Origin of the sequence: Bradyrhizobium sp. dw_411 (genome assembly GCF_018449695.1) — a bacterium.
Lineage (GTDB): Bacteria > Pseudomonadota > Alphaproteobacteria > Rhizobiales > Xanthobacteraceae > Bradyrhizobium.
This window is the reverse complement of sequence record NZ_JAAVUY010000004.1, coordinates 309,350-323,595: the sequence shown is the minus strand read 5'-3', so window position 1 is coordinate 323,595 and position 14,246 is coordinate 309,350. Positions and strand designations below refer to the sequence as shown.

Genomic DNA, 14,246 nt, shown 5'->3' with positions numbered 1-14,246 from the left:
AACAAGGCTATTGGAGCGCAGGCTAGCGCCATAACCCGTAAGACGACCATTTTTGTTCGGGGATTAATTCTCCCGCCTTGTAGCTGAACGAAAGAACTTTGAGATGGTCGGGGGTCGCCTTGCAGACAAAAGAAAACTGGTACCATTTGCCTTTCTGACGGAACGCTCCACCGCTCGCGGTCAACATATTCCCGTTGTGGATGGGATGAGAAATCACATCGGACTTCGCGCGGTCAGCCCTGCCTATCCGGTTCATCGCTTCTAAATCGCAAACCTGCTCAAGCCTGGTTTCAGGATCGAGCCGGCTCAGGCTCGCAAGAAACCTGTCGTCGACGGCGAGTGCGGGAGAGGACAGAATGAGAAGGCCGAAGGCAAGTCGTTTCAACGTGGGTCTCTTGTGCTGGAAAGATAGTCGGGCGGCCTTCGTATATATGAATTGGGCGCACTATCAATCTAACGGGCTGCGCTCCTGAAGCACCAGCGTGAGCCGAGATTCGCCACGCCGATGAACCCGGCGAGCGCTGAAATATTAATGATGGCTTCGATCCATTGCATGGCCCTCTAAAGCGCCGCACAGCGTCTTCGTTCCTGAATGGCTGCTCTGTTCGGTGGTTGGGCCAGATATCGGCGACAGCGTCCAGCGTGAGGTAACTCACATTCCCCGGGATTGGGTTGATTGTACAAACGGCGAAAGGAGACTTGCCATGTACAAATACTTCATCACCCTGATGTTCTGCATTGCGTTCGCCAAAGTCAGCTCCCGCATCATCCTGCATTCCGGGTTGATCTATTGAGTGCCGGTTGCCGGGTGGGTCCCGGATCAACAATCGCGCACCATTCCATCACGTCTGCGAATTGGAAAAATTTCTCGGTTGCACTTTCACCGAGCGGATCGGGCGCTTGACGATGCTTTCGATCGCGATGGCAACGTGGGCCCCATAGAGCAGGGCAATCTCGTTGGCATTGTATTCGCTCCGGGCAAAGACGTGGGCCGACAGGCCGCGGATCTCGCCGCAGACAAAGTCGATGAATAATCTGTCGTATTCCCGGGGCCCCAGCATGAAATTCAATCTGGCCTGAATCGCGAGTTGTTCGACAGGGGTGGGCAGATACATCGTTTCGGGCTCCATTTCTCCAGGACGAGCTACGGGCGAGCCACAGTTTGGTTTCACACGGTGGATTTCAGGGGGTATTCCGAAAACACGTAGCTCCATCAAACGGTCAGACCAAAGCATTCAGGCAGGGGGCAGGAGCGGGGCGTTTGGCCCGTCCTTGCCCAAACTGCACGCCTGAGAGCTGCGTCATCCAACGACGATTTTGCAACGATGATTTCACAACAATGATTTCGTTCTCGATCTGACTCCATTTCGTTCCCAAAGAACGAATCGGAGTCGATCAAATCAGCGCTCGCCAGGTCTTAACAATCTCTTGCGTGAACGGCGCGGCACCGAGCCAACCGCTTCGGGCACCGGCCTTGCGTTCAGGATTGTGAGGACTCGCTGCGGTCGTTCTGCTGTTCCTTCTCGCGCTTGCGGCGCATGAAGCCAACCGTGTGTTGCGGGAAACCTTCGTCCATGACCGACTCCATCAGTGCGTTTTCAAGCGAAGTGGAGACCGGTTCGCGTGAAGAAAACGCGTCAAAGAAAAGCGAGACCCCTCAGAGAAAAACCCTGCCGGGGGAGGACAGGGTTTTCCTTTGGGGTGAGCGTCGCCTGACGTTCCCTCATTCAATGCGCTGGCGCCGGTTTGGTTCCCTGGGCGGCCTTGTGTAGGCGACGGCATGATCCGGAAAAGATGGGGACCGCTTTTCCAAAAAAGATCATGCTCTAATGTTCGTAAGTCGGATTGGCGTCTTCAGCGTCGGCGTCGCGCCGAAAGCTCTCCGCGATATCGAGGAACTCCTTGATCGTCTCTGCGGTCGTCATCGTCTTGGCGTAGCGATCTGCAATCACCGCCTGTTCTCGTAAATATTCGCTCCATGCATTCATAAAATTTCTCCGGCCCGCCCCAAGCGAGTTGAGGCCAAGCATCTCGGCCCTGGGGTGTTCCACCAGGCGGACACTATTCGCAGGGGGTTGCTTAATGTTCTTATTTTGTTTTGTTGAGGCAGGAGGTACCGGCCTGGTAAGCGCTGAGGCCGTCCGGGTTGGAATGTGCCGTGGGGGGCGGCACCGCTGGATAACTTGGCATCCGGTTAACCGTTCCCCAAGATCCCCTTTGCCTATTAATTGAACTTTGGCGTCCCTATTGTATACATACACGGGACCGGGGGATTTGAGGAATCCGGTGACTAACCAAACGCCGCCCTGCGATTATATTCCGCCGGGCGGTGTTTTCGTTACTGGCCTGTTTTGGGTTGCGACTGGCTATTTCGGCCAGTACCAGGCAGGACGTCCGGGACCGAATCCATGCCAGATATCAACTTCCTTCGAAGCGAAATCGAACGCATGCGCGTGCAGGTTTCTCGCCAGCGCAGGCAGGGAGATACTTACGTTGCAAAAGGCTGGCATCAATTCACTGCCGGCCGAAGCCCCGTTGGCCCGGATGCTGGCCAACATCGGCAATATGTGTGCGGATCGGGATCGGCTGAAACGCGAGCAGCCTGCAAAGGAACGCGTGCCGGGTAGCCGGATGGTGATGGTTTAATCACCAAAGTATTTATGGGGGCTGACGACCTACCGCCAGGCCGCGCTCATTGGTGATATACGCCCAGAGCTACTATCGCGGCGAGAAGCCATAACATTGAGGAAAAATGTCAGACGGTAAGAAATCCCGGGACGCTGCGCCTAAAAAGCCAATCCCCGAAACCAAGGCTGTCGAAGCCAAGGGTGTCGAAGCTAAGGGTGTTGAAACCAAGCCTGCTGAAACCAAGCCGGGCACTGCTCCCACGAGTGAAAGCAAGCCGGACGCGGCACCGAAGAAACAAGGTATGGGCGAAGGTCAGAAGCCTGTGACCCAAGCCTACAAGGATAACTGGAACGATATTTTTGGAAAAAAGAAAAAGCGATAGCGTCCGCGATGCCCGCTGAAAGGGCTCTGCGGAAAAGCGAAAGGCCCTGCCGAGGGGTGTCAGCAGGGCCTTTGCGACAGGAGCCCTGGAAGGCTCGACCGTCTAGTGAATCCCAAATAGGCGGGATTTCCCGGGATACAAGTACGTTCAGGGCTGCGCGGATGGCGGTTGAAATATCCCCCATAAGCACAAACCTTCATTAAGGCAGCGTCTGCTGCAGTATCTCGTTCAAGCCTGCCGTCGGGATGATCATCCTGAACGCGGCAGCCTGCCGGGTTGTTTTCCCCGCCCGTTTTGATCAGCTTCATTGTTCAGTCGCTTGGCCCCGCTGTTGTCCGGGGCTGTTCGCTGATGCGAAATCGGGATTCAAAAATCCGGATTGCTCCTGCAACCAAAAAGCCTCTTTTGCGTTGCCTTGAACACATTTGCGACAGGAGGTGCAGATGAAGAAAGTATTGGCGGTGTTGGCGACGGTCGCCTCGGTTGCTGTGACCACCGCACCGGCACCGGCACAGGCGCGCGGTTGGGGGTGGGGTCCGGGATTGGCGTTTGGCCTGGCCGCCGGCGCGATCACGGCCGGAGCTTACGGCGCCTACGGCTATTATGGGCCATATGGACCGCGCTACGGCTATTACGGATATCCCCGGTATTACGGCCCCCGCTATTACGGGTATTACGGGCCGAGATATTATGGAGGCGGGCCGTATGCCTACTACGGCGGATATTACGGCAGCGGGCCGTATTGGCGGCACCGCTACTGGCGCGGTTACTGATAAATCGAACGAGCCCGGAGGCGACGCTTCCGGGCTGCTTTTTGGTTTCCCGTGCCGGGAGTCGTGATTAATTTCGGAATTTCCGAATTTAATTTGACGGCGAGGTAGAAACAGGAATATTGATTCCGCCGTCCCGCCTCCCAGAGGGGCGTTTCGCGATCGTCACGGACGTGAGGCGGGATGCGGTGGACGCGGATGCGCCTTTGACGAACGGCGTGTGAAGCGGACGGCGAAGTCGTGTGGTCCTGACGCCTCGACGCTGGTGTCAAGTTGGCGGATTCAATTCGCTGATGACGGTGACAAAAGAGCCCGATCGCCGGGGAGAGCGCGAAGTAAGCCGTAAACCATTGCGCGGGGAATGCCGGGCGTTTCCGGTGTGACCGTGGTGACTAACGCGCGTGCTAACTACCAATACGCGCGCGGCTGCGGGCGCACCAGGCGCCCGGCATTCCCTGCGCCCTCTGGAGAGAGGGCGGGACGTTTCAGCAAAACTCGGGCGCTTGGCGCCGCGATCACTCACTCGTCATGCCCGGACTTGATCCGGGCACCCATCGATCTCTGTGAGAAGTTTTTTTGAAGAGGATGGATTGCAGGGTCCAGCCCGGCAATGACGGCTTAGGTGGCTGTTTGAAATTCGAATTGATCGCGCACTACACACAACAGGTGTGGTCCCGGCCCCCGTGCACAATTGCGCACCAGGTCGGGGGGACGCTGATGATTATGCCGCCACCGTCTACGACCAGAACGGAATCTGTTCCAGCGTGTGACGCCCATGTTCGGATAGCCGCGCGTTCTCCAGTGTCGCGGTGTAATATTCTTCGCGCTCGCGCTGGAATTTTTGCTGCGTGGCTTTGAAATTTGCGATGCGTGCTGCGATTTCTTCCCGCTCGCGAGCAAGGCGGTCCCTGGTTGTTTCGGTCATGCCCATCCTGTTTTGTTAAGTCGAGTTTCTTGACTCGTCTCTCGTGCGTATTGGCGTGTGAGATTGAGGCGTGAATTGGGACATGTCGTTGCAGGATTGTGATTCCTGCGCAGGCCCGGGCGATATCGTGGTGGAGAAATTACATCGCGCGGTGGATAAGACCGGCGGCTTTCTTGCGGCGCCAGCACCTTCCCGGTAGCGACAAGGGAGCAGGAGGCTTGCATGGCAAAAATCGATCTGGATTCCCTGAGCATCGAGGAAGTCGCTGCGTTGCGCGACAACGCGACCGACAAGTTGATGGAAAAAGTCGCGGCGCGACGCGCCGAACTCGAAGCGGAACTTGAAAAGCTGGCGCAATATGACCGGCCGGCGAAGAAATCCGCCGCCATTGCGCCGGTTCTAAAGCCTAAAAAGGCCGATGAACCGATCGCCAAAGAACCGCTCGCCAAGGAATCGCTCGCCAAGGAGCCGACTGCCAAAGAACCGGTTTCAAAGGCAGCTTAAAGCCGACGGTGCGTGGCAATCCGACCGGTCATGCTATAATCGGCATGACCTGATTTTCGGATTGTCCTTCGTGATTGCTTCAGATCTTCGCAGTGGTGTAGAGCGGCTCGGCGACATGATCGCCGAGGCTACAATCATCGTTCCCTTTACCGGCGCGGGCATCTCGACCGAGTGCGGCATTCCCGATTTCCGCTCGCCGGGCGGATTGTGGACCCGCAACCGGCCGATTCCGTTTGATGAATTTGTCGCCAGCGTCGAGGCGCGCGATGAGGCATGGCGACGCCGCTTTGCGATGGAGGCGACCTTCGCCGCCGCAAAGCCCGGACGCGGCCACCGCGCGCTCGCATCGCTGTACAAGGTCGGCAAAATTCCGGCGGTCATCACCCAGAACATCGACAATCTGCATCAGGTCTCGGGCTTCGCGGCCGATCACGTTGTGGAACTTCACGGCAATACTACTTACGCGCGCTGTATCGGTTGCGGGCAGGCCTATGATCTGCCTTGGGTCAAAGCCCGCTTCGAGGCATCCGGTGCGCCCGATTGCACGATCTGCGACGAACCGGTGAAGACCGCGACCATCTCATTCGGACAAGCGATGCCGGAAGACGAGATGCGCCGCGCCGCGGAACTGTCGCAAGCCTGCGATCTCTTTATCGCGATCGGTTCCTCGCTGGTGGTGTGGCCCGCCGCCGGTTTTCCGCAACTGGCCAAAAACAGCGGCGCACAACTCGTCATCATCAACAATGAGCCGACCGAACAGGACGATATGGCTGATCTGGTGATCAGATTTGATATCGGGGAAACCCTTGGTCCGTTCGTGGGCAACTGATGCCCAATTGATTCGCTGACGCGCAAGCCTGTTCATAGATTCAGGCAGATTCGTTTTTTATCTATGCGCGGCAACCGGGAGTGTTATCTTTTGATTCAAGAGATTCGCGCGGCGTCATCATGAATTGTCATCGATGAGCGCGACAGGCACCGTCGCTTTAGATGACGGCGCGTAAATCATTGTGTGGGGTCCGGGGTCATGGGGTCGGACGGTTTTGAGTCCAAAAAGCTCGGGGGGCCGCTATCTGGCGGAGCATCATCCAACCGGCTTGGGCCAGGCGAATTTGCAGGTGGCGTCGGACGCGATCCGGCCATCGACGCCCTGACGGGTCTCGGTGAGGCCGCTGCGAACCTTGTCGAAATCTCCGGTGTGATCAAATGGTTCGATGCATCAAAGGGCTACGGGTTCATCGTTCCCGATAATGGCTGGCCGGATGTCCTGCTGCACGTCACGGTGTTGCGGCGCGACGGCTATCAAACCGCCTATGAGGGCGCGCGGCTGGTCTGCGAATGCGTCCAGCGTCAGAAGGGCTATCAGGCCTTCCGCATTCTATCGATGGACGAGTCGACCGCGATCCATCCCGCCCAGATGCTGCCGCCGCGGACCCATGTCAGCGTCACGCCGACCAGCGGGCTGGAGCGGGCGCAGGTCAAATGGTTCAACCGGCTGCGCGGATTCGGCTTCCTGACCTGCGGGGAGGGCACGCCGGATATTTTCGTGCACATGGAAACCTTGCGCCGCTATGGCATGACCGAGCTTCGTCCTGGCCAATATGTGCTGGTGCGGTTCGGGCCCGGCTCCAAGGGCATGATGGCCGCCGAGATTCAGCCCGAAGCCGGCTCGCCCGGATTGTCGTCGCACTGATCGGGCGACTGCCTCGCATTTCCGACCAGAAATAAATTCGGCTGGCTGAAGTCTGCCTGCGGTCTGGTATTTGCCACGATCCCTAGGCTACGGTCAGCCCGCGTGCATTCCGTCAAATTTACGCAGATCGGATCGATTGATTTGCGCTAGAATGCGCGCGTTATGGAATCTGCGGCCAGGGTGAGTGTTGTCTGATGAAGTTTAATCGCGTGGTTGGTTGGAATCGTGGGCGTGTGTGGGTCTGGATATCGATCGCCTTGGCCGGTGCGCTTGTCGCCTTCACCGTATCAGGCGTACAGGCAGCGAGCATTCAGCCGCTTGAGATCGTGACCAAATCCGGCGTGCAGGTTTTCTCGGTCGAGATGGCGACCACCGAGGAGGAGAAAACCACCGGGCTGATGTACCGCAAGGAACTGGCCGATGGGAAAGGCATGCTGTTCGATTTCACACCGGAACAGGAAGTGTCGATGTGGATGAAGAACACCTACATCTCCCTCGACATGATCTTCATCCGGGCCGACGGCCGGATCCTGCGAATTGCCGAGAATACCGAGCCGATGTCCACCAAGATCATCTCCTCAAGGGGGATGGCGAAGGGGGTGCTGGAGGTGATCGCGGGCACGGCGCAAAAATACGGGATCGCGCCCGGCGACCGGGTCGCCCATCCGCTGTTCAATGGCCGGTAAACCGGCGCCAGCCAGCCTTGCTGGCGGCGCTTTAAGCGTGTATCGACGACCCTTCCCAAATGATCGGGGTATAGCGCAGCCTGGTAGCGCGGCAGTTTTGGGTACTGCAGGTCGTTGGTTCGAATCCAGCTGCCCCGACCAACTAACCCCTTGATTCTTCTCGCTGCGATCCTGACATTTTGCCCTGACGCTGACACGCGGTTCTTGTGCTGTTCCGCCAGCCGCCCGGAAATCGCGGAGGATTATCGCAAATGACGGCGGGGCAGCGTCTGACGGGATCGCTAATTCCACTCGACGAGGCGCTGACTGCGCTGCTGGATGGATTGGAACCTGTCGCCCCAAGGGAGCTGCCGATCGCGGAGACGTTAGGCTCTGTCTCTGCGGGAGTATCGCTACTCGGCCCGATCCCTGTAAACGACTTTGCCGTTACGGATGGCTGGGCACTTTGCGCCCGCGATCTCGTCGGGGCATCGTCCTACTCGCCGTTCCCGCTGACGGGACCTCCGGTATGGATTGAAGCCGGCGATCGCATGCCAAATGGATCGGATTGTGTCGTCGATTCCGCCTTGGTTGAACTTTCAGGTTCGATGTTTCAGGTTTTGGGCGAGGCCTTGCCGGGGCAGGGCGTCCGTCGCGCCGGCTCTGATATCGGTGAAGGAGGCCTGACCATCGCTGCCGGGCGTCGGCTTCGCGCGCTCGATTTGATGCTGGCACGTGCGACCGGGCTGGGGAAGCTCGCGCTTCGCCGTCCGCGCCTGCGGCTGATCAATATTCCGGCGGTGGCCGGGCATACGGTAACAGCTCAATTGATCGCGGAAAGCGCTCGCACGGCGGGAGCCGATGTTATCTGTTCTCAGGCCAACGGGCGCGATGCTTCGTCCGTCGCGAAGGCGCTTACTGGCGAGAGATGCGATTTAATTGTCACCGTTGGCGGCACCGGCGTCGGGCATACCGACGCGACAGTCGAGGCGCTGACGAGAAACGGCCGGCTGATCGCTCATGGGGTCGCGTTGCAGCCGGGTCGCACGACTGCCCTCTGCACCATCGATGATACTCCCGTTATCGCTTTGGCCGGTGCGCCGGATCAGGCGCTGGCGGCGTGGTGGACGCTGGTGCTGCCGGTGCTGGATCGGCTATCGGGACACCTGCAGCGCACGAAGACGCTACCGCTGGCGCGCAAGATATCGTCCGGCGTCGGAATTGCGGATATCGCTTTACTCAGGGAAAGCGAGGGCGCCTGGATGCCGCTGGCAATTGGGGATCTTTCGCTCGCGCATATCGTGCGCGCCGATGCGTGGCTGGCCGTGCCCGGCAGCAGTGAAGGGTTCGCGGCGGGAACGCCGGTCGACGCCCATATGCTAAGGGGCTGACCAAGAGTGCTTTCAGCATGACCGAAACTCCGATGCAGAAGAGAGGCGACAGCTTCGAGCAGGATCAGTTCCTGACGATCCTGTCGCGCGAGGATGCGCTGGCACGCTTTGAAGCCGCGCTGTTTCCACGCGCTATTGCAAGCGAGCGGCGACCGCTGTCCGATGCGCTTGGTCAAGCCTTGGCCGACGATGTCGTCGCGCCCATCGATGTCCCCCCATTCGATCGTTCAAATGTCGATGGTTTCGCGGTGCGTTCCGCCGATCTGGCGTTGGCAGGGGAGTCGACACCGGTTCGCTTTGTACTCAACGACGAAATCATCGCATGCGGCACCGCGCCGATGCTGCCCGTCGCGCCGGGGACGGCGACCTCGATTGCGACCGGGGGACCGGTGCCGCGTGGCGCAGATGCTATCGTGATGGTCGAGCACACTCAGCCCGCCGGGGAGCGCGTGATCGAGATCCGCCGGGCCGCATCGCCCGGACAGTTCGTGTCCTATGCCGGCTCAGACATCGCGCGCGGCGAGACGCTGCTGCGCGCCGGAACCGTGATCGGTTCGCGTGAGATCGGCATGCTCGCCGCCTGCGGCATTGCCGAAGTTTCTGTCGCACGCCGTCCACGCATCGCAGTGATCTCCACGGGAGACGAGTTGGTGCAGCCGGGGCTAAAGTTACGCCCCGCAGCGATCTACGATACCAACGGCGCTATCGTTACCGCGGCCATTCGCGAGAACGGAGGCGAGCCGATCTTTTTCGGCGCCATTCCCGATGTTGAGCATGAACTCGAATCCATCATGCGCAAAGCGCTTGATGACTGCGATATGCTGGTGCTGTCAGGGGGCACTTCGAAAGGTACGGGTGATGTGTCGCACCGCATCATCGCGCGGCTCGGTAAACCCGGCATTATTGCGCACGGCGTTGCGTTGAAGCCAGGCAAGCCGCTTTGCCTTGCGGTCTGCGACGGAAAACCGGTTGTGATTTTGCCGGGTTTCCCGACATCAGCGATGTTCACTTTTCACGACATGATCGTACCGGTGCTACGCCGGATGGCTGGCTTGCCACCTCGCTCCGATGCAAAGGTCACGGCCAAGGTCCCGGTGCGCATCGCATCGGAAATGGGCCGCACAGAATTTGTCATGGTGTCGCTGGTTGAAGGCGCTGATGACTTGATCGCGTACCCTTCCGGCAAGGGGTCTGGCGCAATCACTTCATTTGCCCAAGCCGACGGTTTCTTGAAGATAGAGGCGCTGGCCGATCAGATGCCGGCGGGTACCGAAACCGAGGTAACGTTATTCACGCCGCATGTGCGCGTTCCCGATCTCGTCATCGTCGGTAGCCATTGTACGGGTCTCGATTTGGTCACCGCGCCACTGGCGCGTTCTGGCCTGTTGGTGCGTTCGATTTCAATCGGCAGTCTCGGCGGCCTTGCTGCGGCGCGGCGTGGCGAATGCGACCTTGCGCCGATCCATCTGTTTGACGAGGCGAGCGAAAGTTACAATACGCCGTTTCTGGTTGACGGTCTTGAACTGGTGCCGGGCTGGCGACGGATGCAAGGTATCGTGTTTCGCCCTGGGGATACGCGCTTCCAGGGCCTAACTGCGCAGGATGCTGTGCGAGCGGCACTTGCCGATCCAGCCTGCATCATGGTCAACCGCAACCAGGGGGCGGGGACGCGGATTTTGATCGACCGCATGCTCGGCTCCGCGCGGCCGGACGGTTACTGGAACCAGCCGCGTTCGCATAATGCGGTCGCCGCAGCGGTGGCGCAGAATCGTGCCGACTGGGGCATGACCATTGCACCTGTCGCACACGCCGCCGGGCTTGGCTTCATTCCGCTGGCGGAAGAGCATTATGATTTTGCGTTAGTGGCGGCTCGCAAGCAGCGTCCGGCGGTGCAGGCATTTCTCGCAGCACTGGCGTCGGATGAAAGTCGCGCGGCACTGGCGCAGGCGGGATTTCGGCCAGTGGAAGCTTGAAACACCGCTACCGGTCGCCATCTCGATGATATCAGGGGGATTGCCGGCATGATATTGCGTCGGCCATCGATATCGAAGACGTATTGGCGCAGAGCTTGCCGGAAACCTGAGAACCACGATGGCGCAACTGTCTGACGATTGCTTTGCCTTTGGCGGGCCGATGATGTCGGTCGATGAAGCCGTGGCAATCATCAGTGCGCGGGTGACGGCAGTACGGGACATCGAAACCGTGTCCTTGGGAGATGCCGATGGACGCATTCTCGCAAACGCCATTTCGGCGCCATTGCCGCTGCCGCCTTTCACCAATTCCGCAGTCGATGGCTATGCCGTGCGCGGCGGCGATGTTCCGCAGGATAAGGAAATGGCATTTCCGGTGACAGGCCGGGTACAGGCCGGCGCGTCATCAGGCGACGCGATCAAGCCAGGCCATACAGTGCGGATTTTTACCGGCGCGCCGATGCCGGATGGCGCCGATACGGTCTTCATGCAGGAGGATGTGCGCCTCGATGCGGAAGGCAGGGTCGTTCTTCCGGCCGGCCTCAGGCCGGGCGCCAATGTGCGTCCCGCGGGCGAAGACATTCCTGCCGGTACGTCGGCTCTCGCAGCCGGCCTTCGTTTGCGGCCACAGGATGTGGCGCTGGCGGCAGCGTTCGGCCTTGCGCAACTGGATGTGCGCCGGCGAATTCGCGTCGCGGTATTTTCGACCGGCAACGAACTGGTATCGCCCGGCAGGCCACGCGCGGCTTCACAATTGTTCGATTCCAACCGGTTCATGCTGATGGCAATGCTGAAGCGGCTTGGTTGCGAGGTCAGCGATCTCGGCATTGTCAGCGACAACAGCGCCGCGCTTGCCGACGGCGTCAAGAAGGTGGCGGGAACACATGATCTGGTCCTGACCACCGGGGGCGTTTCGACCGGCGAAGAGGATCACGTCAAGGCTGCCGTCGAAAGCGTTGGCAGCCTGGTGCTGTGGCGGATGGCGATCAAACCCGGACGTCCGGTCGCCATGGGAATTGTCGACGGCACACCGTTCATCGGATTGCCGGGCAACCCGGTCGCGAGTTTTGTCACCTTCGTGCATGTGGTGCGGCCGACGGTGCTGGCGCTGGCGGGGGCCGTGCAACAGCATCTTGTTCCAATGCCGGTGCGCGCTGCCTTCGCCTACAAAAAGAAGATCGCCCGCCGCGAATATGTGCGGGTCAATCTGCGCAGGGGTGAGGATGGCGTGCTCGAAGCGGTCAAATTTCCCCGGGAAGGCGCAGGACTGCTCTCGTCGCTTGTGGACACCGATGGATTAGTCGAACTTGGCGAAGGCATTGAGCGGGTGGAACCTGGCCAGGCGGTTGGGTTTCTCGCTTATGCCAGTCTGGTCTGACCGGTCGGTTGATCCGACCTTTTGATGATCGACATCGCAAGCGTCATCTGTCCGAATGATCGGGCGGGCACGGGGGTCTCGCCGCTACAGATTTCGATAAGTCCCCGAACTATCAGATTGTTTTTGCTTGGCATTTGGTATGCCAAGCATTAGAATTCGCGCAATGTCAGAATCGAGATCGCGATGAGTCATGATGTCCAAGAGGTCCGTTCGTTCGATCATCCGGGCGAGGGACGGCGGCGGGCCAAGTCCACCCCCAAAGGCCGCCAGATCGATCCGGCCGCCGGGCATGAGATCGAACTTCTGCTCGGTGACAGGCCGCGGCGGCGCGACCTTCTGATCGAGCATCTGCATCTGATCCAGGACAGATATCATCAGATTTCCGCGGCCCATCTTGCGGCGTTGGCCGATGAGATGAAGCTTGCTTTTGCCGAAGTGTTCGAGACCGCGACCTTTTACGCGCATTTCGATGTCGTGAAAGAAGGTGAACCGGACATTGCGCCGCTGACCATCCGCGTTTGCGATTCCCTGACATGCGCGATGCTGGGCGCGGAGAAGCTGCTGCAGGAATTGCAGAACACGGCCGGTCCCGGCATTCGCGTGGTTCGCGCGCCCTGCGTCGGCCGTTGCGATACCGCGCCGGCTGCCGAGGTCGGCCATCACTTCGTCGATCATGCAACGGTCGCCAATGTGCTTGCGGCGGCGAAGGGCGGCGATACCCATGCGCATCTGCCAGATTATGTCGATTTGGATGCGTATGTCGCTGATGGCGGGTATCAATTGCTGGCGCGCCTGCGCTCCGGCGCTCTTCCAAAGGAAGATTTGCTGAAATCGCTCGACGACGCGAGTTTACGCGGTCTCGGCGGCGCGGGTTTTCCGACCGGACGCAAATGGCGCTCGGTGCTGGGCGAGCCTGGCCCGCGGCTGATGGCGATCAATGGCGACGAGGGCGAGCCCGGTACGTTCAAGGACCGCCATTATCTCGAAACCGATCCACACCGCTTTATCGAGGGCATGCTGATCGGCGCGCATGTAGTCGAAGCGACCGACGTGTACATCTATCTCCGGGATGAATATCCGGCTTCGCGGGAAATTCTCGAGCGCGAGATTGCGAAGCTGCCGCCCGGAGGACCCGTGCTGCATATGCGGCGTGGCGCCGGCGCCTATATCTGCGGCGAGGAATCCTCGCTGCTGGAAAGTTTGGAAGGCAAACGTGGCCTGCCTCGGCATAAGCCGCCTTATCCGTTCCAGGTCGGTCTGTTCGGCCTGCCGACCCTGATCAACAATATCGAGACGCTGTGGTGGGTGCGCGACATCGTCGAGAAGGGTGGGGATTGGTGGAAGAGCCACGGCCGTAACGACCGTCACGGCCTGCGCAGCTATTCGGTCTCTGGCCGTGTCAAGAATCCCGGGATGAAACTGGCGCCTGCGGGCATCACCGTGCGTGAACTGATCGATGAGTTCTGCGGCGGCATGGCCGATGGGCATACGTTCCATGCCTATCTGCCGGGCGGCGCCTCCGGCGGTATCCTGCCGGCCGCGATGGACAACATCCCGCTCGATTTCGGTACGTTGGAGAAATACGGCTGCTTCATTGGTTCCGCGGCGGTCGTCATCCTGTCCGAACATGACAGCGTGAAGAGTGCCGCGCTGAACCTGATGCGGTTCTTCGAGGATGAAAGCTGTGGCCAGTGCACACCCTGCCGCGTCGGCACCCAGAAGGCGGCGCTTCTGATGGAACGGCCGGTGTGGAACCGTGAACTGCTCGACGAATTGAGCCAGGCTATGCGGGATGCGTCGATCTGCGGGCTCGGCCAGGCGGCCTCCAATCCACTGACGACTGTGATTAAATACTTTCCGGAGGAGTTCGCGGTCTGACAACCTGCATTGCTACGCAGAGCTTTCCCGATATTCCGTACGAGGTCTTAGCATGAGCACCG

General features: G+C 59.6%; 16 protein-coding genes and 1 tRNA gene. 13 read left to right on the top strand and 4 right to left on the bottom strand.

Translation table 11 applies throughout. The annotated features are described in order from the left end of the window. Positions 1–22 precede the first annotated feature (22 nt). Entirely contained in the window at positions 23–385 is a 363-nt protein-coding gene (locus HB676_RS08655; protein WP_249780137.1) for a DUF930 domain-containing protein, read from the bottom strand. A gap of 457 nt (positions 386–842) precedes the next feature. Continuing rightward, positions 843–1,214, bottom strand: a complete 372-nt coding sequence (locus HB676_RS08650; RefSeq protein WP_213737325.1) for a hypothetical protein — start codon at positions 1,212–1,214, stop codon at positions 843–845. A 360-nt stretch (positions 1,215–1,574) separates the two neighbouring features. Here HB676_RS08650 and HB676_RS08645 point away from each other — a divergent pair, with 360 nt between their 5' ends. Continuing rightward, on the top strand, positions 1,575–1,772 hold the full coding sequence (locus HB676_RS08645; protein WP_213737323.1) for a hypothetical protein: 198 nt from the start codon (positions 1,575–1,577) through the stop codon (positions 1,770–1,772). 54 nt (positions 1,773–1,826) lie between these two features. Here HB676_RS08645 and HB676_RS08640 read toward each other — a convergent pair whose 3' ends face one another. Beyond that, positions 1,827–1,988, bottom strand: coding sequence for a hypothetical protein (locus HB676_RS08640; RefSeq protein ID WP_213737321.1), 162 nt, complete (start codon positions 1,986–1,988; stop codon positions 1,827–1,829). A gap of 505 nt (positions 1,989–2,493) precedes the next feature. Between HB676_RS08640 and HB676_RS33745 the strand changes: the two genes are divergently transcribed. The 3 genes from HB676_RS33745 (at position 2,494) to HB676_RS08625 (ending at position 3,783) form a co-directional block, all read left to right on the top strand. Next, positions 2,494–2,646, top strand: a complete 153-nt coding sequence (locus HB676_RS33745) for a hypothetical protein (RefSeq protein ID WP_249780136.1) — start codon at positions 2,494–2,496, stop codon at positions 2,644–2,646. 106 nt (positions 2,647–2,752) lie between these two features. Then, positions 2,753–3,010 carry a hypothetical protein gene (locus HB676_RS08630; protein WP_213737319.1) on the top strand — a complete coding sequence of 86 codons (258 nt, stop codon included), beginning with the start codon at positions 2,753–2,755 and terminating at the stop codon, positions 3,008–3,010. 443 nt (positions 3,011–3,453) lie between these two features. Next, positions 3,454–3,783, top strand: coding sequence for a hypothetical protein (locus HB676_RS08625; protein WP_213737318.1), 330 nt, complete (start codon positions 3,454–3,456; stop codon positions 3,781–3,783). 733 nt (positions 3,784–4,516) lie between these two features. On the opposite strand, the gene HB676_RS08620 is transcribed toward HB676_RS08625, so the two are convergent. Continuing rightward, positions 4,517–4,705, bottom strand: coding sequence for a hypothetical protein (locus HB676_RS08620; RefSeq protein ID WP_213737316.1), 189 nt, complete (start codon positions 4,703–4,705; stop codon positions 4,517–4,519). A 222-nt stretch (positions 4,706–4,927) separates the two neighbouring features. Between HB676_RS08620 and HB676_RS08615 the strand changes: the two genes are divergently transcribed. From HB676_RS08615 to HB676_RS08575, 9 genes are all read left to right on the top strand, one after another. Further along, entirely contained in the window at positions 4,928–5,209 is a 282-nt protein-coding gene (locus HB676_RS08615; protein ID WP_213737314.1) for a hypothetical protein, read from the top strand. A gap of 70 nt (positions 5,210–5,279) precedes the next feature. Next, entirely contained in the window at positions 5,280–6,038 is a 759-nt protein-coding gene (locus HB676_RS08610; RefSeq protein WP_213737312.1) for a Sir2 family NAD-dependent protein deacetylase, read from the top strand. Positions 6,039–6,236: 198 nt separating this feature from the next. Continuing rightward, a complete protein-coding gene (locus HB676_RS08605) occupies positions 6,237–6,902 on the top strand; it encodes a cold-shock protein (RefSeq protein ID WP_213737310.1) in 666 nt (221 codons plus the stop codon). A 194-nt stretch (positions 6,903–7,096) separates the two neighbouring features. Beyond that, positions 7,097–7,588 carry a DUF192 domain-containing protein gene (locus HB676_RS08600; RefSeq protein ID WP_213737309.1) on the top strand — a complete coding sequence of 164 codons (492 nt, stop codon included), beginning with the start codon at positions 7,097–7,099 and terminating at the stop codon, positions 7,586–7,588. Between the two features lie 64 nt (positions 7,589–7,652). Continuing rightward, positions 7,653–7,729: transfer RNA gene (locus HB676_RS08595), tRNA-Pro, on the top strand. Positions 7,730–7,839: 110 nt separating this feature from the next. After that, entirely contained in the window at positions 7,840–8,958 is a 1,119-nt protein-coding gene (locus tag HB676_RS08590; protein WP_213737307.1) for a molybdopterin-binding protein, read from the top strand. A 17-nt stretch (positions 8,959–8,975) separates the two neighbouring features. After that, entirely contained in the window at positions 8,976–10,931 is a 1,956-nt protein-coding gene (locus HB676_RS08585; protein WP_213737306.1) for a molybdopterin biosynthesis protein, read from the top strand. Positions 10,932–11,049: 118 nt separating this feature from the next. After that, positions 11,050–12,306, top strand: coding sequence for a gephyrin-like molybdotransferase Glp (gene glp / locus HB676_RS08580; RefSeq protein WP_213737305.1), 1,257 nt, complete (start codon positions 11,050–11,052; stop codon positions 12,304–12,306). Between the two features lie 183 nt (positions 12,307–12,489). Then, the gene (locus HB676_RS08575; protein WP_213737304.1) at positions 12,490–14,184 is read left to right on the top strand and encodes an NADH-ubiquinone oxidoreductase-F iron-sulfur binding region domain-containing protein; all 1,695 of its coding nucleotides are present in this window, start codon (positions 12,490–12,492) and stop codon (positions 14,182–14,184) included. Positions 14,185–14,246 lie beyond the last annotated feature (62 nt).